This window comes from Micromonospora rosaria (assembly GCF_001567585.1).
In the GTDB taxonomy this organism is placed as follows: Bacteria; Actinomycetota; Actinomycetes; order Mycobacteriales; family Micromonosporaceae; genus Micromonospora; species Micromonospora rosaria.
Window position 1 is genome coordinate 1 of sequence record NZ_LRQV01000050.1, and the last position, 18854, is coordinate 18854.

21 protein-coding genes and 1 tRNA gene are annotated in these 18854 nt (G+C 71.4%); 16 read left to right on the top strand and 6 right to left on the bottom strand.

What is annotated here, in order from left to right:
- From AWW66_RS34420 to AWW66_RS15345, 11 genes are all read left to right on the top strand, one after another.
- On the top strand, positions 1-275 hold a 275-nt coding region (locus AWW66_RS34420; RefSeq protein ID WP_483819088.1), incomplete at its 5' end, for an NUDIX hydrolase.
- Entirely contained in the window at positions 275-451 is a 177-nt protein-coding gene (locus tag AWW66_RS33710; RefSeq protein ID WP_157527477.1) for a hypothetical protein, read from the top strand. The genes AWW66_RS34420 and AWW66_RS33710, both read left to right, overlap by 1 nt.
- The gene (locus tag AWW66_RS15310; RefSeq protein ID WP_067366104.1) at positions 448-1335 is read left to right on the top strand and encodes a hypothetical protein; all 888 of its coding nucleotides are present in this window, start codon (positions 448-450) and stop codon (positions 1333-1335) included. The genes AWW66_RS33710 and AWW66_RS15310 overlap by 4 nt, the downstream gene beginning before the upstream one ends.
- Before the next feature lie 360 nt (positions 1336-1695).
- Positions 1696-3888: a P-loop NTPase family protein gene (locus AWW66_RS15315; RefSeq protein WP_067366107.1), complete on the top strand. Its 2193-nt coding sequence runs from the start codon at positions 1696-1698 to the stop codon at positions 3886-3888.
- Positions 3889-4030: 142 nt separating this feature from the next.
- Positions 4031-4279: a hypothetical protein gene (locus tag AWW66_RS15320; protein ID WP_067366109.1), complete on the top strand. Its 249-nt coding sequence runs from the start codon at positions 4031-4033 to the stop codon at positions 4277-4279.
- A complete protein-coding gene (locus tag AWW66_RS15325; protein ID WP_067366112.1) occupies positions 4276-4566 on the top strand; it encodes a hypothetical protein in 291 nt (96 codons plus the stop codon). Before AWW66_RS15320 ends, AWW66_RS15325 begins: the two co-directional genes overlap by 4 nt.
- A complete protein-coding gene (locus AWW66_RS35355) occupies positions 4566-4838 on the top strand; it encodes a hypothetical protein (RefSeq protein ID WP_067366115.1) in 273 nt (90 codons plus the stop codon). The genes AWW66_RS15325 and AWW66_RS35355 overlap by 1 nt, the downstream gene beginning before the upstream one ends.
- Complete coding sequence (locus AWW66_RS15335) at positions 4831-5727, top strand: bifunctional DNA primase/polymerase (protein WP_067366118.1); 897 nt, start codon at positions 4831-4833, stop codon at positions 5725-5727. The genes AWW66_RS35355 and AWW66_RS15335 overlap by 8 nt, the downstream gene beginning before the upstream one ends.
- Entirely contained in the window at positions 5724-7289 is a 1566-nt protein-coding gene (locus AWW66_RS15340; protein ID WP_067366121.1) for a hypothetical protein, read from the top strand. The genes AWW66_RS15335 and AWW66_RS15340 overlap by 4 nt, the downstream gene beginning before the upstream one ends.
- 445 nt (positions 7290-7734) lie before the next feature.
- Complete coding sequence (locus AWW66_RS32735; protein ID WP_083978515.1) at positions 7735-7929, top strand: helix-turn-helix domain-containing protein; 195 nt, start codon at positions 7735-7737, stop codon at positions 7927-7929.
- The gene (locus AWW66_RS15345; RefSeq protein ID WP_067366124.1) at positions 7929-9092 is read left to right on the top strand and encodes a site-specific integrase; all 1164 of its coding nucleotides are present in this window, start codon (positions 7929-7931) and stop codon (positions 9090-9092) included. The genes AWW66_RS32735 and AWW66_RS15345 overlap by 1 nt, the downstream gene beginning before the upstream one ends.
- Before the next feature lie 65 nt (positions 9093-9157).
- Here the strand turns inward: AWW66_RS15345 and AWW66_RS15350 are convergent.
- Together AWW66_RS15350 and AWW66_RS15355 are read right to left on the bottom strand one after the other, a co-directional pair.
- Positions 9158-9234, bottom strand: a tRNA-Pro gene (locus tag AWW66_RS15350).
- A 457-nt stretch (positions 9235-9691) separates the two neighbouring features.
- Positions 9692-10588, bottom strand: a complete 897-nt coding sequence (locus AWW66_RS15355; protein ID WP_067366127.1) for a metallophosphoesterase — start codon at positions 10586-10588, stop codon at positions 9692-9694.
- Between the two features lie 25 nt (positions 10589-10613).
- Here AWW66_RS15355 and AWW66_RS15360 point away from each other — a divergent pair, with 25 nt between their 5' ends.
- Positions 10614-11069: a GatB/YqeY domain-containing protein gene (locus AWW66_RS15360; RefSeq protein ID WP_067366130.1), complete on the top strand. Its 456-nt coding sequence runs from the start codon at positions 10614-10616 to the stop codon at positions 11067-11069.
- Between the two features lie 114 nt (positions 11070-11183).
- Here the strand turns inward: AWW66_RS15360 and AWW66_RS15365 are convergent, their stop codons facing one another.
- Positions 11184-13604, bottom strand: coding sequence for a penicillin-binding protein (locus AWW66_RS15365; RefSeq protein ID WP_067366133.1), 2421 nt, complete (start codon positions 13602-13604; stop codon positions 11184-11186).
- Positions 13605-14000: 396 nt separating this feature from the next.
- Between AWW66_RS15365 and AWW66_RS15370 the strand changes: the two genes are divergently transcribed.
- Entirely contained in the window at positions 14001-14321 is a 321-nt protein-coding gene (locus AWW66_RS15370; protein WP_067366136.1) for a WhiB family transcriptional regulator, read from the top strand.
- A gap of 9 nt (positions 14322-14330) precedes the next feature.
- Here AWW66_RS15370 and bagB read toward each other — a convergent pair whose 3' ends face one another.
- The 3 genes from bagB to AWW66_RS15385 all read right to left on the bottom strand — a co-directional run bounded on the left by bagB (position 14331) and on the right by AWW66_RS15385 (position 17203).
- A complete protein-coding gene (gene bagB / locus AWW66_RS15375; protein WP_169807117.1) occupies positions 14331-15482 on the bottom strand; it encodes an ArsA family ATPase in 1152 nt (383 codons plus the stop codon).
- A 54-nt stretch (positions 15483-15536) separates the two neighbouring features.
- Positions 15537-16514, bottom strand: coding sequence for an ATPase BagA (bagA, locus tag AWW66_RS15380; RefSeq protein WP_067366141.1), 978 nt, complete (start codon positions 16512-16514; stop codon positions 15537-15539).
- A 98-nt stretch (positions 16515-16612) separates the two neighbouring features.
- The gene (locus AWW66_RS15385; protein ID WP_067366144.1) at positions 16613-17203 is read right to left on the bottom strand and encodes an Rv0361 family membrane protein; all 591 of its coding nucleotides are present in this window, start codon (positions 17201-17203) and stop codon (positions 16613-16615) included.
- 415 nt (positions 17204-17618) lie between these two features.
- Here AWW66_RS15385 and AWW66_RS15390 point away from each other — a divergent pair, with 415 nt between their 5' ends.
- The 3 genes from AWW66_RS15390 to AWW66_RS15395 are packed head-to-tail and all read left to right on the top strand — an operon-like array spanning position 17619 to position 18759.
- A complete protein-coding gene (locus AWW66_RS15390; protein WP_067366147.1) occupies positions 17619-18101 on the top strand; it encodes a hypothetical protein in 483 nt (160 codons plus the stop codon).
- Positions 18102-18145: 44 nt separating this feature from the next.
- The gene (gene sp36 / locus AWW66_RS33715) at positions 18146-18301 is read left to right on the top strand and encodes a Sp36 family protein (protein ID WP_157527479.1); all 156 of its coding nucleotides are present in this window, start codon (positions 18146-18148) and stop codon (positions 18299-18301) included.
- The gene (locus AWW66_RS15395; protein WP_067366150.1) at positions 18298-18759 is read left to right on the top strand and encodes a RidA family protein; all 462 of its coding nucleotides are present in this window, start codon (positions 18298-18300) and stop codon (positions 18757-18759) included. The genes sp36 and AWW66_RS15395 overlap by 4 nt, the downstream gene beginning before the upstream one ends.
- The last annotated feature ends 95 nt before the right edge of the window (positions 18760-18854 follow it).

The window sequence follows — 18854 nt, forward strand, 5'->3', positions numbered from 1 at the left end:
CGTGGGCAAAGACGCTGCCGGCCCGCTATGTGCCCGACCCGCGCGCCTCCGACGAGGCGTGGATGGTCACCACCCCCGTTCGCATCGACCTCGGCAGCTACGTCGGACCGCTGCCGGACGTGTCCGGCCGTGACGACGCCCGCCGCGCCGTGTGGGTGCCCGCCGTCGACTACGACTGTGTGGTTCGCCACCTGACCGAGGTCTACGCCGGGCAGGTGTTCCCCGCCCACCGGGACCTGCTCGCCGACGTGCTCGACACCCACCAGGCCGGCTAATGGCCGACCACCCGCCGAAGCGCACCCGGTCGCGCTGGTCGACCAGCCCGCACGTGTCCCACACCGCCGGCCCGGCCGGCTTCACCGGCACCGCCGCCGCCGGCCGCGCCCACAACGTCAGCGAACACCGACCGTTCCTCATCACCCGACCCGCCAACCGGAAGGACTCCCGATGACCGCCCCGACCATCAACGGCACGAAGTTCCCTCAGCCCGTTGACGAACTGTTGCCGTCCGCTCGGAAGCTGGCCGCCGACCTCGACGGCATCCCGTCGCGGAACAAGCTCATGCAGACCTACCGGATCGGCGCGGCCAAGGCCAACGAGCTTCGGGACCGGCTGACCGCCGAGCGGGAGCAGCAGGCCGAGTCCGACCGAATCCACGCCCAACTCGTCCTGTCCGGCGGTCTGCTCGACCGGCCGATCCTGTTCCCCGTCGACCCCGACCCCACCCCGGTCGACGCGGTCGACGTTCCCCGCGACGATCCCGAGGCCGCTCCGGCGGACACCCAGGCACCGCCGACCGCCACCCCGCACCCGGAGCCGCCCGCCGAGGCGACCGCCCCCGAGGTGTCGCCCGAGGCCACGACGGTCAGTCACCCGGACACGCCCACCCCGACCGACACGCCCGCCCGGCCGCGTGCGGCGGTGGTGTGGCCGGTGGTGCTGCTCGCCCTGCCGGCGTTCGTGGCGATCTGGTCCGGCTGGGTGGGCTTGGGCGGACTCACTGGGTTCGGGGTGGTCCACCCGCTGCCGGGCATCTGGGACAGCTTCTCCATCAACTCGGCGATCACGCTGCCGATCGGGGTCGAGACCTACGGCGCGTACGCCCTGTACGTGTGGTTGTCCGGCCGGGTACCGGACCGGGCACGTGCCTTCGCCAAGTGGTCGGCTCTCGGGTCGCTCGCTATCGGGGCTCTCGGTCAGGTCGCCTACCACCTGCTCGTGGCCGCCGGTATCACGTCGGCCCCGTGGTGGATCACCACCGCCGTCGCCTGTCTCCCCGTGGCCGTCCTCGGCATGGGCGCGGCGCTGGCGCACCTGGTCCGCGAGCAGCACTAGCCCCGCCCGGCGGCACAGCCCAAGGCCTGGAAAACCGCGCTGTGCCGCCGGCCTCAACCCTCAGCCATCACAACCGTGGGAGAGACCACCATGTTCGCAGACTCGGCCGTCCGATGAAGTGCTTCATCTGTGGCAAGCCAGCCACCCGCCGCGTTGTCGTGTCGTCCCTGACCCGACCGAACACCCGCTACCTGTGCTGCGACGGCTGCGAGCCCCGGCACATCCCCGGCGGAGACGTCATCTCGATCTCCACCACCCCCCTCTGACCCCCATCCGGCGGCACAGCCCTACCGGCCTCGCAAACCACGGGCTGTGCCGCCGGCCCCCATCCCTGACAGAACCAGTTGGAGGAACACCATCATGACTGCCCCTGATGACGAGCGCTTTGACTGGCAGGCGGCTGAGGCCGATCTGACGGTTGGGCCGGATGCTGAGGTGGTCGACCTGGACGAGGCGCGGGCGCGGCGGGTGCCGTCGCCCCGCCCGCCGGCCGACGACAACGACGACGACACCGACGCTGAGACGGTGGACGACGGGCCGGGCCGCATCGGTGGTCCGGTGGACATGGCCGGTGACATTCCGGCCGAGGTGGTGGCGCGGCAGCGTGAGCGTCGGCCGATCCTGGCCGAGTGGGCGCGGTCGGGCCGGGGCTTGCGTGCCGCTGTCCGGCACCAGGCCAAGGATGCCGGCTACGTAGCCGCGTATCACGGTGTCCGGTTGCCGAAGTACCTGGTGAAGGCGATCGCGTGGGCACCGATCGGCGCGGTTCGCGGGATCGGTCAGGCGTTGCGGTGGGCGACCGCCGAGGAAGGGAACTGGCACCTACGGCAGGCTGCCGCGTCGCGGGGTGACGCCGACACGTGGTTGAAGCTGGACGCCCGGCGGCAGCGTCAGTCGGTGTGGCGGTGGTGGGTTCTCGCCGCCGGCACCGCCGGCACCGGGGCCGGTGTGGTCGTGGTGGCTGCCGGGCCGTCGTGGTGGTCGGCGGTCGCGGCCGGCGTGGTGGTGCCGTGGTTGGCGACCCGAGGTCGTCCGGCTGACAAGCCGCTCACCGATCGGGTCACGGAAGGCACCCGCTACCGCAAGCTCACCGCCGACCTGGTCCGGCGGGCGCTCACGTCGCTGCAAATGGCCGCCATCAACTCGGCGGTCGCCAAGGACCCGAAGGCGATCAGCTTCCCGGTCGACATCCACCGCGACGGCCCCGGCCACCTCGCGGTGGTCGACCTCCCGTACGGGGTGGAGGCGGCCGAGGTGGTCGCCCGGCGCGGCAAGCTCGCATCGGCGATGCGCCTGCCCCTGGACCAGGTGTGGCCGGAACCGGCCCCCGGACACACCGGCCGGTTGGCGTTGTGGGTCGGGTACGAGCCGGCGTCGCAGATGAAGCAACCCCCGTGGCCGCTGCTGGCCGGCACGGCGCGGGTGGACGTGTTCAAGCCGTTCCCGTTCGCCACCACGCCCCGGCTGGACACGGTGACGGTGGACCTGATGTTCCGCAACTTCCTGTTCGGCGGACAGCCCGGCAGCGGGAAGACGTTCGCGTTGCGTGACCTGATCCTCGCCGCAGCCCTGGACCCGCGCGCGGAGATCCGGGGCTACGAGTTGAAGGGAGTCGGCGACTTCGCGGTGTTGGAGCCGGTGATGGCCGAGTACGGCAACGGCTTCGACGACGACACCCTCGCCCGGTGTTTCGCGTTCATCGAGTGGCTGTACGAGGAATGCCGCCGCCGCTCCAAGCGCATCGAGCACTACGCCCGACTCGGGAAGGCACCCGAGAACAAGGTCACCCCCGAACTCGCGTCGTTGAAGGGGTCCGGGCTGCACCCGCTGGTGGCCTGGTTCGATGAGCTGCAAGAGCTGATGACCAGCAAGTACGGCAAAGACGCCGGGGAAATCCTGGAGAAGGTCATCAAGCTGGGTCGGGCGTTGGGTGTGATCATCCTGATCGGGACGCAGATCCCCGACAAGGACAGCTTGCCGACCGGCATCACCCGCAACGTCAACTCCCGGTTCTGCCTGTCCGTGGCCGACCAGACCGCGAACGACATGATCCTCGGGACGTCGGCGTACAAGAACGGCTACCGGGCGACGGTGTTTCAGCCGGTGGACGAGGCCGGGTGGGGCATCCTGCGCGGGTTCGGCAAGGTCGCCTCCGTCCGGTCGTTCTACGTCGACACCACCGCCGCCGCCCGGATCGTGGCCCGCGCCGTCGCCTTGCGCGCCACGGCCGGCACCCTGCCCAACCTCGATGAGCAGACCCGCGACGCCGGGCCGGTCGCCGACCTGCTCGCCGACCTCGCGCGGGTGTGGCCGGGCGACGACAAGGCCGTCTGGAACGAGACGCTGTGCGGGCTGCTGGCCGAGCTGCGGCCCGACGTCTACACGGGGTGGGAAGCCGCCCAACTCACCACCGCACTCAAGCCACACCCCCTGGTGAAGGTCGGCGACGTGGGTCGGCGGGTCGACGGAAAGGCCGTCACCCGGCGCGGCATCAAGCACACCGACCTTCTCAAGGCGATCGCGGAGCGTGACCGGAAGCGGTCCGCCGGCTAGCCCGCCGTGTGGGTGCTAGCGCTAGCGGCCCGACCTGCTAGCGCTAGCACCCCCGCTAGCACCACATCCCAATCATGAGCTGCCCTCTAGCGGATAGCAGCTCACAGCCCTCTACGCCCTGAAACCGGCCCCGGAGGCTCTTGTGGACCCCCTGCTCACCCTCGCTATCACCGTCGCCGCACCGGCCGCGCTGGTCACGCTCGGTTATGCCGGCTTGTGCTACGTCCGCCCGTTCACCCGGTGCCGCCGCTGCGCCGGAACCGGCCAGACCACGACGCGGTTCCTGCGCCGGCCGCGTGCCTGCCGGCGCTGCGACCGAGGTATCCACCTGCGCGTCGGTCGGCGGATCTTCGCCTACTTCCACCGCATCCGCAGCGAGGCCACCCGATGACCCGCCGCGCCGGGCACACCGACTGGTGCGGCCGGGACCACCGCTGCAACCTCGGCGAGCACCGCTCCGACGAACTCGTGGTCGATCTGCCCGGCCGTGCCCGCGCCGTCCTGGTGCGGGTGCGGACCGCCGCCGGCCGCGACCACGCCGAAATCCGGCTACGGGTCGCACTGGCCCCGACCGAGGTGGCCGCCCGCCGTCAGTTGGTCGGGCTACTCGCCGACGTCCGTCAGGCCGTGACCCGCGCGGGCATCGCCGCCCGGCCGGCAGCGGGGAGGGCCGGGTGATGGAGGTCTGGTTGACCGGCACCACGCCGGAACTCGCCGCCGCGATCGACGCCCTGACCGCCGCCGCCTATGTGGTGTTCCGCGGTGACCCGCACCCGCTGGCCGGGGTTGACGCCGGACGGCACCGCGTCTACCTGCGGCTCGCGCTCACCGCCACCGCCCGCCCCGCCCGTCCGGTCGACCGGGGTGGGCAGGGTGCGGCGCTCATCGACCTCGACACCGCCCGCGCCACCCGCCGCGCCCCCGCATGGAAGGAGACCCCCGGTGCCTGACGACCTGCTCGCTGCCGCGCTCGCCCACGCCGCACGAGGCTGGCACGTCTTCCCCCTCCGCCCTGACGACAAGCGACCCGCCGTGCCCGACCACAGCGGAGACGACTGCACCGGCCGCGACCCGCGCTGCCGGGCCGCCGGCCGGCACCTCGGGTGGGAAGACCGCGCCACCACCGACCCGACCCGTATCCGCCGGGCATGGACCACCCGCCCCTACGGCATCGGGGTGGCGTGCGGCCCGTCGGGGCTGGTCGTGGTCGACCTGGACGTCACCGATGGTGGGCCGTCCGGCCTGGACACTCTCACCGACCTGACCGGCCGGCACGGCGGGACCGTCGACCCGACGTACACCGTCACGACCGGCCGAGGTGGCGCGCACCTCTACTACCGGCACCCCGACACCGGGCCGACGTTGCGAAACACGGCCGGCACGGTCGGCCCGATGGTCGACACCCGCGCGCACGGCGGGTACGTCGTGGGCGCCGGAAGCACGGTCGCCGGGCGGCCCTACACGGTGGCGCTCGACTGCGACCCCGACCCGCTACCCGCATGGCTGGCCGACCTGCTCGCCCCCGCCCCGCGACCGGCCCACCGGCCTGCCGTGGTCGGGTTGCCGGCCGACCGGCGCGGCCGATACGTGGCCGCCGCGATCCGCCGCCAGGTCGACCACCTCACCCACGCCCCCGAAGGGCAGCGCAATCACGCCTTGTTCGCCAGCGCGGTCGCGCTCGGTCAGTTGGCTGCCGGGGGAGCGCTCACCGATGACGACGTGACCGCCGCCCTGGAGCCCGCCGCCTTGTCGATCGGGCTGCGGCACGGGGAGGTCACCCGCACCATCGCGTCCGGCCTGCGGGTCGGGGCGCGTCAACCCAGGAAGGTGGCCGCATGAGCAGCGACCGGCGGTTGCAGGTCGGCACCGGCCCCGAAACCATCCGCACCCTCAAAGCCGCCCTGACGGATGGGGTGCTGCCCGACACGTACGTGTCGGCCGGCACCCTCGTGCACATGGAGTCGGTGTCCGGTGGCCTCACCACCGCCGCCGACGACGACTCACCCCTCCCGGTCGCGGCGAGCCCGGTCACCCCGGCCGGCTTGGCGGGGTTGCTCGCCGAACACGCCTACGTTTACCGGGTGAAGGTCCGCAAGAACGACAGCGGCGACCCCGAACCGTACGAGGAAGAAGTCACCCCACCTCGGGAGATCCTGTCGTCGGTGCTGGCGGGGAAGACGTGGCCGAACGTCGCACCGCTGCGCGGGATCATCGGCGCACCTGTTCTGCGCCGTGACGGGACGCTGTTGCAGCGGCCCGGTTACGACCCGGCTACCGGCCTGTACCTCGCCGCCAAGGTCGCGCTGCCTCCGGTGCCCGACCAGCCCACCGGCGAGCAGGTCAGCGAGGCGAGACGGTTCCTGCTCGGACGGTTCCTGCGCGATTTCCCATGGGCGAGCGCCGCCGACCGGGCGAACTACGTCGCGCTGCTGGCCACACCGATCCTGCGACACTTCACCCGCAGCCTGACCCCTTTCGCGCTGATCGACGCCACCATGCCCTCATCGGGGAAAACCATCCTGACCGCCGGGCCGGGAATGCTCTACGGGCAGCGGGTCATGCCGTGGGCGTACTCCGACGAAGAACTCCGCAAGAGCATCACGGCGGTGTTGGCCGAGCAGGTCGGGGTGGTGATCTGGGACAACCTCGCCGAGGGCACCGTCATCGACTCCGCTGTGCTCGCCCAGCTCGTCACGAGCGGGGTGTGGTCGGATCGGCAGTTGGGCGCGTCGCGCAACGTCGCCACCGTCAACGACCGGCTGTGGATGGCCACCGGCAACAACCTGCAAGTCGGCGGAGACATGGCCTCCCGAACCGTGCGGGTGCACCTAGACCCGAACATGCCCCGACCGGAACTCCGCGACCAGTCCGGGTTCGGCATCCCGCACCTTGACCAGTGGATCACCGACCCGGCCAACCAACTGACCGTCCTGTGGCACCTCCTGGTCCTGGTGCTCGACTGGACCCGTCAAGGGGCACCCCGCGCCGCCGGGCTGTCGATGCGGCAGTTCACCCCGTGGGCGCAAGCACTCGGCGGGTTCCTCGCCCACCACCACATCGACGGGTTCCTCACCAACGCGGCGGACGTGCGAGAGATCGATGAAGACGAAACGCGCTGGCGCGCGTTCCTCACCACCTGGCACGAGCGCCACGCCGGTCGGCCCCTGACCGCCGCCGACCTTCGTCGTGACGCCGAACCGATGACGCTGGGCAGCGACGTTCACGACCCGTGGGACGGGCAGTTCATCACCACCAGCGCCGGACGCCTACCCAACCCCCTCCAACTCGGGCGACTGCTGACCGGGCAGGCCGGACGATGGCGCGGCGACCACGTCGTCCGGGCCGGGAAGAGTGAGCGCGGTGACCGGGCCGTGTTCTGGGTCGAACGCCACCAGGGCTGAAACCCGCTGAACCATCTCCGCATCTCCGCAACGCCGCACCCACCACCCCCTAGCAGGAAAAACACTCTGCGGAGATCGCCACCCCGACAATCATCGATCTCCGCATCTCCGCAACCAACCTGCGGAGATGAAGCCCTCTTGCGGAGATGGCCCCCCGAGGTGACTCCGCATCTCCGCAAGCATTCGCCCAGCTCAAGGCCATGTTTGCGGAGATGCGGAGATGCGGAGATGGTTCAGCCCTCCTGACAACAGCATCGACCGCCCGCCACCGACCCCATCCACGCCGACCCGCTGAGAGCCACACAGACGGATTCGCCCATGCCTAACACCGGGCCGCCTCCGATCTTGGCTCTACGGCGCTCCCAGCGGCCCGGCTAGCGCCGTTCTGCGTCAATGCCTTCCCGTCTTGCTTGCCGTGTGCCCACCCTCACGAAAGGCGCTCAGCGTGCGACCTAAAGCCCTTTACCGCATCCCTGAGGCAATGGCACTGCTCAGCCTGAGCCGCACCGTGATCTACGAACAGATTCGCTCCGGCCGACTTCGATCGGTCACCCAAGGTCGGGCACGACTCGTGCCCGCCCAAGCAATCGCCGACTACGTCGCCCTACTTGAAGGTGAAAGCATGAAGGAGGCTGCCTGATGACCAAGCGCCGAAGTCGCGGGGATGGTGGCCTGCACTGGGACGAGGCACGCCAGCGCTGGATCGCGTCCGTCACGGTCGGCTACACCCCTGCCGGTAAGCGCATCGTTCGGCGTGGCAGCGGCAAGACCAAGACGGAGGCCAAGACCAAGCTCAAAGAGGTACTGCGCGACCATGAAGACGGCTTGACCATCGCTCCGCAGGGCTTCACCGTCGCGGACGCCGTGAACGACTGGCTTACCTACGGACTGCCCGGAACGTCGAAAGGCACCATCGATAAGTGCGGCTACCTCTGTCGCGGGCACATCATCCCCGACATCGGGGCGCGGAAACTGCGTGACCTCAGCGCGGAAGATGTCGACCGGTGGCTTGCAGGGAAGGCGGCAATCCTGAGTACCCGCACGCTGCGAGAGGTGTGCGCCTGCCTGAATCGCGCGGTCAACCGCGCAATGGCACGGGACAAGGTGAAGCGAAACGTGGTCGCGCTCTGCTCCATACCGAAAGGGCAAGAGGGGCGACCCTCCAAATCGCTGACCCTGGACCAGGCAAAGGCTGTCCTCGCCGCTGCCGAGGACAGCCGGCTCTATGCCTACGTCGTGCTGTCGCTTCTGACCGGGGCGCGCACCGAGGAACTACGAGCACTGACGTGGGACCACGTCGACCTGACTGGCCGACCCGACGATGACCCTCCCGTGCCGCCCTCCATCGCGGTATGGCACTCGGTCCGCGCCGGTGGCGATACCAAGACCCGCAAGTCACGCCGTACGCTCGCCTTGCCTCTCCGGTGCGTGCTCGCGCTCCGTCGGCACGGAGAACTGCAACAGCGCGACCGCGACAAGGCTGGCAAGGACTGGAGACCGCGCAACCTCGTGTTCGCTAGCACGGTGGGCAGCTCCCTGGACGCAGCCAACGTCCGGCGCGCGTTTCGGAGAGTGGCCGCCAAGGCAGGGCTGACCGCCGCCGACTGGACGCCCCGAGAACTGCGTCACAGCTTCGTGTCGGTGCTGTCCAGTAGCGGGGTGAGCTTGGAAGACATCGCCGACCTGTGCGGGCACTCTGGCACCACGGTCACGGAGAAGGTCTACCGGCACCAGCTCCGGCCGGTGCTGCTCAGCGGCGCGGTCGCCATGGACCGCATCTTCGCGCTGGCCCCGGAGCGCTAGTCACTCAGTTAGTCACTCAGGAAGCACTAGAGGGCACATCCATCGATTGGATGTGCCCTCTCACCTGGTCGGGGTGGCCGGATTCGAACCGACGACCTCTTCGTCCCGAACGAAGCGCGCTACCAAGCTGCGCCACACCCCGAGGCGTGCGGACAAATACTAGCCCACCGCGCCCGGGGGGCAAACTCGGTACCCCCTCCCCTCCGGGGGCCGGCAGCACCACCCGCGCGACCTGCGCGGGTGCGGACCGACGGCCGACCGGGCGGCCGGAGCGGGCCGCCCGACGGGGTCGCACCCCGCTCCGGCCCGGACTTGCCGAACACCTCCGATGGCCCTGTCGAGCTGATGTCGTGAGCGACTCAGTCGTCAGCGCCCGGAGCGGCCGGCCGGGCCCTGTGGAGCCGGCCGGGCGGTCGGGCGGTCGCTCCGGGTAGGTGGGACGCCGCCGACCGCAGCCCTCGACGTCCCGCGACGCCGCACGGCACCCCGTCACGGGCCGCCGCACCGGTGATGTCACCAACGATTCAGCTCGACAGGGCCGGCCGCTAGGCTGCGCCCGCCCGCCCGCCCGCCCGCCAGCCCGAGCGTGACGGCGAGGGTCAGCGGGGGATCAGGGTGAGGATGCTCGCCTCCGGCGGGCAGGCGAACCGTACCGGGGCGGTGGGGTGGGTGCCCAGGCCGGCCGAGACGTGCAGCCAGGCGTCCGACTCGGGCCAGCGGTGCAGGCCCTTGGCCATCGACCGGGGCAGGCCGCAGTTGGTCACCAGGGCCCCGAACCCCGGCACGCAGACCTGGCCGCCGTGCGTGTGGCCGGCCAGCAGCAGCTCGAAGCCGTCCGCCGCCATCTGGTCTAGCACGACCGGCTCCGGCGAGTGGGTGAGCGCGATGGCGAGCTCCGCCGAGGCCGAGACCGGGCCGGCCACCAGGTCGTACTCGTCCCGGCCGATGTGCGGGTCGTCCACCCCGACCAGTTCGACCAGCCGCCCGCCCGCCTTGATCGAGGTACGGGCGTTGTTCAGGTCGGCCCAGCCGGCACCGACCAGGACGTCCCGCAGCTCCTCGTAGGGCAGTTCGGCGCCCTCGGCGTACTCCCGGTCGGGCAGGAAGTAGGAGAAGGGGTTCTTCAGCACCGGGCCGGTGTAGTCGTTGGAGCCGAAGACGAACGCGCCCGGGTAGTCGAGCAGCGGTTGCAGGGCGCGCAGCACACCCGGGACCGCGCCGGGATCGGCCATGTTGTCCCCGGTCACCACCACCAGGTCCGGGTCGAGGGCGGCCAGCGAGGCCACCCAGTTCTGCTTGCGGGCCTGGTTGGGCATCATGTGCAGGTCCGACACATGCAGGATGCGCAGCGGCTCCGCGTCGGCCGGCAGCATCGGCACGTCGTACCGGCGCAGGGTGAACATGTTGCGCTCGACGAGCGACGCGTACGCGAGGGTGGCCGCGCCGGCCACGACGGTTCCGGCCGCGAGCCGGCGGAATAGTGTGCGCTTTCGCATGGCGATCAGGGTAGTTTGACCGTCCATGAGCACGCTGAAGGACCGGCTCACCGCCGACATGCGAACCGCGCTCAAGGCGCGCGACGAACTGACCACCTCCACCCTGCGGATGGCGCTGGCCGCCGTCGGCACCGCCGAGGTGGCCGGCAAGGCCAAGCGCGAGCTCACCGACGACGAGGTGCTCGCCGTGCTGACCAAGGAGGCGAAGAAGCGGCGCGAGGCCGCGACCGCCTTCGCCGACGCCGGCCGCGCCGAGCAGGCCGCCAAGGAGAGCGCCGAGGGCGAGGTACTGGAGCGGTACCTGCCCCGGCAGCTCTCCGACGCCGAGCTGACCGAGCTGGTCTCGGGGGCGCTCGCCGACGGCGGCTTCACCGGGAAGGCGCAGATGGGCCCGGCGATGAAGGCGGCCCAGGCCGCGGTGGCAGGCCGGGCCGAGGGCGGTCGGGTCGCCGCCGAGGTACGCCGGCAGCTCGGCCTCTGACCGGGGCCGCCGGCCGGCCGGCGGCGAGCGCCCTCGACGGACCTGTCGGGTACGACGAAGCGGGCGGCACGATGATTCGTGCCGCCCGCTTCGGTGTGTCGGGTGTCGCCCGGCTCAGCCGCCGGGTCGACCGTCGGGCGGGCCTTGGCCGCCGTCGTTCTGGTTGCCACCACCACCGTTGCCGGCGCTCACCTGGATGGTGACCACGCCGCCCTTGATGGTGCGGCCGTTCGGGCTGGTGCCGGCGGCGGTACCCGGCGGGCAACTCGACGCGACCCGCGCGTCGGAGACGACCGCCTGGAAGCCGGCGCCCTGGATCCGGGACTTCGCGCTGTCCACGGACTGACAACTCACGTTCGGGATGCTCCGCTGGTCACCCTCGGAGATCTTCTGCCCCGGTGGGGTGAAGTTGATCCGCTCCTTGCCCTTCATCGCGGCGGCCAGCGATCTCTCCACCGGCTGGTTGATACCGCCCGAGCCCGGGTGGGGCATCCGCTGCCGGGTCTGCGGCCAGTCCGGGTCGGCCATGATGCCGGCCACCGCGTACTGCTTGGTCATGGCGACCAGGGAGGCGGTCTTCTCCGAGTCGGTGGTGCCAGACTTGCCGGCCACCGGCGCGTCCACCACCGACTTGACCGAGGCGGCGGTCCGGCTGCCGCCGCAGCGGCTGGTGCGGGAGTTGTCGCCGACCGGGCAGCGGGCGGCGTCGACCGCAGCGCGGGCGACCTCGGTGCTGACCGCCTTCTTGCAGCGGGGGTTGGCGATGTCCAGCTTCTTGCCGTCGGGGTCCTTGATCTCCTGCACCGGGATCGGCTCGCAGTACTTGCCGTCCGCCGCCAGGGTGGCGTACGAGTTGGCCAGGTCCAGCGGGGTGACCGAGGAGACGCCGAGGGTGAAGGCGCCCCAGTCGTGCGCGTAGGCCTTGTTGTCGGCCCACTTCGCCTCTTCGCTCACCCGGAACTCGATGCCGAGCCGCTTGGCCACGTCGACCACGTTCTCCGCGCCGACCCGTTGCTGGAGCGGGACGAAGTAGGTGTTGGTCGACTGGGCGAACGCGCTCCACATGTTCTGTACGCCGCCGGCCTTCTTGTTCGAGTTCGTCGGGCAGTAGTTGTTCGTCCCCGGGCAGGCGGCGGGACTGCCCCGCTCGACGATGTACTGGGACTTGAACTGCTGCGGCGAGTCGAACGAGTAGCTGAGCGGGATGCCCTTCTCCAGGGCGGCCACGATCGTGAAGATCTTGAAGACCGAGCCGGCCTGGTACCCGGTGATGCCGTCACCGCCGGTGAGCAGCGGGTTCACGGTGTTCGGGTAGTTGCCCCGGATGCCCTTGTCCCGCTTCCTCGGCTCGCTGGCGAGCTCGTTCTGCGGCTTGTCCGGGTCGTCGAGCTTGAAGTTGCGGTTCACCGACAGGGCGCGGACCCGGCCGGTGCCCGGCTCGACCATCGCCACCATCCGGGCCGCTTTGCTCCGCACCGAGAGACCGTCGCGGACCGCCCTGTCCGCGCCGTCCTGCGCCTGCACGTCGAGGGTGGTGGTGATGGTGTAGCCGCCGCTCTTGAGCCGCCGCTCCCGGTCGTACGTGGTCGAGCCGAACTCCTCCTGCTGCAGCCACCAGCGGTAGAAGTAGTCGCAGAAGAAGCCCCAGCCCTTCTTGGTGGTGGCGACGCAGCCGTTGGGGGCGCGCTTGCCCTTGACCGTCAGCTTGACCGCCTTGGCCTTGTCGGCCTCCTCCTGGGTGATCGCGCCGGTGGTGACCATGTTCTGGATCACGTAGTTGCGCCGGTCGACCGCCTGCTGGTAGCCGCTCTTGGTGGTCGGGTTGAAGGCGGTGGGCGCCTTCACCATGCCGGCCAGCATCGCCGCTTCCTCGATCTTCAGGTCCTTCGGCGGCTTGCCGAAGTAGACCTGGCTGGCGGCGAAGATGCCGTACGCGCCGTTGCCGAAGGCGGCGATGTTCAGGTACCGCTCCAGGATCTCGTCCTTGCTGAGCTCCTTCTCGATCTGGAGCGCGTAGTTCATCTCCCGGACCTTGCGGGCGCTGGTGTCCTCGGTGGCCGCGACCACGTCCTGCGGGTGGGTCGCCGAGTAGGCGATGTTCAGCCGCACGTACTGCATGGTCAGCGTGGAGGCGCCCTGCCGCGAGTTGGCGGCGGAGGAGTTGTTGACGAAAGCCCGCACGACGCCGTTGATGTCGACGCCGTTGTGCTTGTAGAAGTCGTGGTCCTCGGCCGCGATGATCGCCTTCTGCATGACCGGCGAGATGTCGGCCAGCTTGACGTCCCGACGGTTCTCGTCGTACATGATCGCTAGGGGGGTCTTGCCGTCGGCCGCGAGCACGTAGCTGATCTGCGGCGCGCGGGCCATCGTCAGCTCCTTGGGCAGGGCGCCGAATGTCTCCGCGCCCGCCTTGGCGGCTAGTCCGGACATCGCCACCGCGGGGAAGGCCGCCGCAGCGACCACGACCCCGGCCAACAGGCCACAGATGAGCAGCGATGCGGCGTTGGTCAGCACATTGTGGTCACGTTTCCGCATCCAGGTCACCTCGACAGGGTACGCGAGTAGGGAACGAGGGGCGCTGGGGCCACTTTCCCCATTTCCTGCACGCGCCGGTCTCGTTGTGCTAAACGCACGACCCCCCGTCAGTGGTTGCGCGAAACCGGCGAGTCTCCTCCGTGGTGGTCCGGTCGCGCAGCGTTTTCCTGACCCGGGGTGGGGTAAGCGGCCGACGAGAGCCCGGGAAGCCGGGAGTGTCCGGAATGATGGATTTCGCCGACAACGTTGCGTAATCAGGCGACTACAGAGCATGATGGTGGCGACGATCCAGCCACAGTCGTCCGTGCCGCCTTGGGGGAGGCCGGGCAGGACGACCGGGACGTGGACGGCTGGTCGCGACGACGTCGGTAGTACTCCGAGGGGGGACGTGTACAGATGGGCATGATCACTGACTGGCCGTCGCTGGCGGCGTGTCAGAACGGAGACCCGGACGCCTTGTTCGTCCAGGGCGCCGAACAGAACGTCGCCAAGCGGATCTGCCGCAGTTGCCCAGTCAGGTACGAGTGCCTGGCCGACGCGCTCGACAACCGGATCGAGTTCGGAGTGTGGGGTGGCATGACCGAACGTGAGCGCCGGGCGTTGCTGCGCCGGCACCCGCAGGTGGCGAGTTGGCGCAAGATGTTCGAGGCGGCGATGAAGAAGAACGCCAAGGACGACAAGTCCGGTAAGGACAAGGTGCTGGTCAACGTCGGTTGACCGGCCGGTTCACGGCTGGCTGATCGCCGCGCCGATCGCCCGCAGCCCGTCGACGTCGTGGACGTCGACGGGCTGTGCCGCGACCGAGACCGCCGGTACCGCCGGGAACGCCGTGGTGAACCGCGCCGCCACCCGCCGCTCGCGGTCCGCCTGCTCGGCCAGGGCGGCGTGCGCCCGCAGCACCTCGACGGTGCCCTCGTGCCCACCGGCCTCGACCAGCCGTTGCGCGGCGGCGAGGCTCTCCGCCGCGTCCGGGGCCGGCACCGCCGGCCGGTGCACCCGGTTCAGCACCAGCCCGGCCAGCGGCATCCGCTCCTCGCGCAGCCGGCCGGCGAAGTACGCGGCCTCCCGGACCGCGTCCGGCTCCGGTGCCGCGACCAGCAGGAACGCCGTCTCCCGGGCCTGCAGGATCCGGTACGTCTGCTCGGCCCGCTGCCGGAAGCCGCCGAACATCGAGTCCAGTGCGGCGACGAAGCCGGACAGGTCGGTGAGCAGCTGGGCGCCGAGCACCTTCTGCACCACCTTCGAGAACATCCCGAAGCTCGCCGTGACGAAGCTGAACATGCTCCGCCCCCCGGTCCGCGCCGGGGCGAGCAGCAGCCGCAGCATCCGCCCGTCGAGGAACCGGGAGAGCCGGGCCGGCGCGTCCAGGAAGTCCAGCGCGGAGCGGGACGGCGGGGTGTCCACCACGATCAGGTCCCACTCGCCCCGGGCGTGCAACTGGCCGAGCTTCTCCATCGCCATGTACTCCTGCGTGCCGGCGAAGGTCGAACTCATGGCCTGGTAGAAGGGGTTGGCGAAGATCTCCGCCGCCTTCGCCGGGTCGGTGTGCTGCAGCACCACGTCGTCGAAGGTCCGCTTCATGTCCAGCATCATGGCGTGCAACTCGCCGCCGCTGGCCTCGACGTCGAGCCCCTTGACCTGGCGGGGGGTGTTGTCCAGCTCGGTCAGGCCGAGGGACTGGGCCAGCCGGCGGGCCGGGTCGATGGTGAGCACCACGGTACGCCGGCCGTGCTGCTCGGCCGCGCGGAGCGCGAGCGCGGCGGCGGTGGTCGTCTTGCCCACGCCACCCGCGCCGCAGCAGACCACGATCCGGACGCCGGGGTCGGCGAGGATCCGGTCCACGTCCAGTCGCGGCGCCGCGTCTTCGGAAGGCACCAATCGAGCGTATCGGTCCACGGTGCTGCTCCGCCGGGTGCCGTGGGCAGGTGTGAGTCAATCCGCGGCGACCAGCGCCGCGGCCAGCGCCTGCAACCCCGCCCGGTCGACCCCGCCCGGCAACAGCGGCAACTCCGTGATCGGCCGCCCCAGCTCCACCAGGTCGGCCCGGAGCGAGTCCTCCAGCTCGCGCCGGGCCGCCTGGTCCCGCGCCTCCCCGTGCAGCCCGGCGACGGTGGCCCGGTCGGCCGGCAGGCCGGCGGCGAGCAGCCCCCGGCGCAGCTCGGCCTGGCTGACCACGGTGCCGGCCGGCAGCGGCGCCCGCGCCGCGTTCACGATCACCCGGCCCACCGGGAACCCGAACTGGGTCAGCTCGGCGATCGCGTCCACCGTCTCCTGGACCGGCATCTCCTCCAGCAGCGTCACCACGTGCACCGCCGCCATGGGGGAGCGCAGCAGCGCGGCGACCCCCTCGCTCTGCGTCTTGATCGGCCCGACCTTGGCCAGCCGCGCGGTCTCCGCGGTGACGTTGAGGAACCGGCCGATCCGGCCGGTCGGCGGGGCGTCCAGCACCACCGCGTCGTACACCCGGCGCTGCCCGGTGGAGCGGGTGGTGGCCTCCTTCACCTTCCCGGTGAGCAGGACGTCCCGCAGGCCGGGGGCGATGGTGGTGGCGAAGTCGATCGCGCCGAACTTGCGCAGCGCCCGACCGGCCGCGCCGAGCTTGTAGAACATGTCGAGGTACTCCAGCAGGGCCTCCTCGGCGTCCACCGCCAGGGCCCGTACCTCCCCACCGCCCGGGGCGTCGGTCAGGTGCCGCTCCTCGTACGGCAGCGGGTCGGTGCCGAAGAGCTGGGCGATGCCCTGCCGCCCCTCCACCTCCACCAGGAGGGTGCGCCGGCCACCGGCGGCCAGCCCGAGGGCCAGCGCCGCCGCCACGCTCGTCTTGCCGGTGCCGCCCTTGCCGGTCACCACGTGCAGGCGGGCCGGCCAGCCGGGGCCGGCCGGGTCCGTCGGCCGCTCAGAGACTCGCACCGGTCGAGCCTATCCAGTCCCGGGCCGCCGGCCACCGCCTCCCGCCGCGACCACCGTCCCGCCGGTGGCGGTGGGTCGGGTCGCCGGGCCGACCGCCGTCAGCCCACCTCGCAGACCCACCAGCCCTGCTTACGGACCACGGTGAAGCGCAGGTCCTGGTCGGCGACCTTCTCGTCGGAGGTGGTCATGGTCAGTCTGGTGGTGACGGTGGCCCGGTCGCCGTTCTGGTTGTCCACGGTCGGCGAGGTCCACCGGAACCGGGGGTTGCGGTAGGCGGCGGCGTACTCCTCCACCTCGGCGACCTTCGCGGCGATCTTCTTCTCGTCCCGGGCCGCCGCGCAGACCAGGTCGGCCGCGCCGGCCGGGTCGCGGTCCCGGTAGACGGCCGCCATGAAGCTGTCCACGGCGGTCGTCGGCTCCGGGGGGCCCTCACCGTGCTCCGCGTCGCGCAGGGTCAGGAAGGCCGCCACACCGCCGCCCCCGCAGAGCAGCACCGCCGCCACCAGGACGAGCGAGGCGATCACCAGGCCCCGCCGGTTGCGGGCCGGGCGGGGCGCGGCGTGCGCGGCCGGGCCGGTGGGCGCGGCGTGTTGGGGCCCGGTGGGCGACGTGCCGCGGGCGGTCGACTCGTCGCGGGGTGGGGGAGCGGCGGGCGATCCGGTCGGGCCACCGTGCGGCGGTTGGGTCATCTGGTCCCCCGGGGTGCGGCGTCGGGCCACCGGAAGGGGTGGCGACGCGAGTCGAGCCGTGGCGGGCGAGCCGGGCGCCCGTCGGGAAGGGTAGCGGTCTATGCCCCGATGAGAGGAGTGAGCCGGGTGTCCGGATCGCCCGCCGGTCCCCGTCGGCGGGGGCGGCGCGGTTCCGGTGCGGCGGGCGGGGGCGCCCCCCGGCGAGGTCTGGAGGCATGAAGGTGGCCGGACCGCGATCGTGTACTGGACGCGGGATGTGTCGCATATGTGACTTGACGTGATCGACTGTGCGCGTCCGGTTGAACCTCGGGACTTCCGGCCCTACCTTCGGCCGCGGTGGCGGGGGTCGGGCCGGACGGGTTGTCCGTCCCGGATGCCAGAAGACAGGACAAAAACGACGCCGGGAGGCACTGCGATGCACGACGCGGACGACACCCCCCGATCCTCTGCCCCCTTCGGCGACCGGGCCCGACGGGTCGGGGCCGGCGGAGAGACCGACGGGCCGGTCAACGGTCCGCCCCTCAACGAACGGTCGTACCGGCGCCTCGCCGATCCCGGGGAGCTGGTCCGCAGCCTGCACCGGTCGGACGAGCGGGTCCGGGACGAGGAGGAGCCGGGGTACGTGATCCACCTGCCGATCCGGGTCGCCGACCTGGCCGCGGCGACCGCCCTGGCCGGCCGGGTCGCGGTCTCCCTCGGCTTCCTGGTCGAGCTGGACGCCGGGGAGACGACCGTCTCCACGGCCGACGACCAGAACAACCGGCAGCGGGTCTTCTGCGACCTGCCGCTGGCCGACCGGTCCCGCTGTCCCCAGCCGTACGACCACGGCGGGCCGTGCGGTGAGGCGCCCACCGCTCCTGAGCAGCGCCCCGCGCCCCGGCCGTCGGCCGGACCGTAGGCTGTCGCGGAACTGTTCGACGTCCACACAGGGAGCGCTCACCGATGCAGAAGTGGGAATACTCCACCGTCCCGCTGCTGGTCCACGCGACCAAGCAGATCCTCGACAACTGGGGCGAGGACGGGTGGGAACTCGTCGCCGTGATCCCCGGCCCGAACCCGGAGCAGCTCGTCGCGTACCTGAAGCGGCCCAAGGCGTGAGCGCCGACCCGCGCGCCGCGCTCGCCGACCTCGGGCTGGAACTGCCCGAGGTCGTTCCGCCGGTGGCCAGCTACCTGCCGGCCGTCCGGTCCGGGCAGCACGTCTACGTCTCCGGGCAGCTCCCCGTCGCCGACGGCACGCTGCTCGCCACCGGCAAGGTGGGCGACGCCGTCTCCGCCGAGCAGGCCCGGGACCTCGCCCAGCGGTGCGCGCTGAACGCGCTGGCCGCGGTGGACTCGCTGGTCGGCCTGGCGAGCGTGGTCCGGGTGGTGAAGCTGACCGGCTTCGTCGCCTCGGCACCCGGGTTCACCGGCCAGCCGGGCGTGATCAACGGCGCGTCCGACCTGTTCGGCGCGGTCTTCGGCGAGGCCGGCCGGCACGCCCGCAGCGCGGTCGGCGTGGCCGAACTGCCGCTCGACGCCCCGGTCGAGGTCGAGGTCGTGTTCGAGGTCGCCTGAGGCGGTCCGCCCGGCGATCCGGTGCCGGTGCCCGGCGGTCGGTGCGCGCCCTCCGGTGGCCCGCCGCCCCGGCCCGAGCCGCTCCGCTTCCCGCG

Bases quoted from the DNA above. Each gene is read 5' to 3' on its own strand.
- AWW66_RS35355 (WP_067366115.1), top strand. From the start codon at position 4,566: ATGGAGGTCTGGTTGACCGGCACCACGCCGGAACTCGCCGCCGCGATC.
- AWW66_RS15365 (WP_067366133.1), bottom strand. From the start codon at position 13,604: ATGCGGAAACGTGACCACAATGTGCTGACCAACGCCGCATCGCTGCTC.
- AWW66_RS15370 (WP_067366136.1), top strand. From the start codon at position 14,001: ATGGGCATGATCACTGACTGGCCGTCGCTGGCGGCGTGTCAGAACGGA.
- sp36 (WP_157527479.1), top strand. From the start codon at position 18,146: ATGCAGAAGTGGGAATACTCCACCGTCCCGCTGCTGGTCCACGCGACC.
- AWW66_RS15360 (WP_067366130.1), top strand. From the start codon at position 10,614: ATGAGCACGCTGAAGGACCGGCTCACCGCCGACATGCGAACCGCGCTC.
- AWW66_RS15315 (WP_067366107.1), top strand. From the start codon at position 1,696: ATGACTGCCCCTGATGACGAGCGCTTTGACTGGCAGGCGGCTGAGGCC.
- AWW66_RS15325 (WP_067366112.1), top strand. From the start codon at position 4,276: ATGACCCGCCGCGCCGGGCACACCGACTGGTGCGGCCGGGACCACCGC.
- AWW66_RS15355 (WP_067366127.1), bottom strand. From the start codon at position 10,588: ATGCGAAAGCGCACACTATTCCGCCGGCTCGCGGCCGGAACCGTCGTG.
- AWW66_RS15345 (WP_067366124.1), top strand. From the start codon at position 7,929: ATGACCAAGCGCCGAAGTCGCGGGGATGGTGGCCTGCACTGGGACGAG.
- AWW66_RS15390 (WP_067366147.1), top strand. From the start codon at position 17,619: ATGCACGACGCGGACGACACCCCCCGATCCTCTGCCCCCTTCGGCGAC.
- AWW66_RS15310 (WP_067366104.1), top strand. From the start codon at position 448: ATGACCGCCCCGACCATCAACGGCACGAAGTTCCCTCAGCCCGTTGAC.
- AWW66_RS15385 (WP_067366144.1), bottom strand. From the start codon at position 17,203: ATGACCCAACCGCCGCACGGTGGCCCGACCGGATCGCCCGCCGCTCCC.
- AWW66_RS15340 (WP_067366121.1), top strand. From the start codon at position 5,724: ATGAGCAGCGACCGGCGGTTGCAGGTCGGCACCGGCCCCGAAACCATC.
- AWW66_RS33710 (WP_157527477.1), top strand. From the start codon at position 275: ATGGCCGACCACCCGCCGAAGCGCACCCGGTCGCGCTGGTCGACCAGC.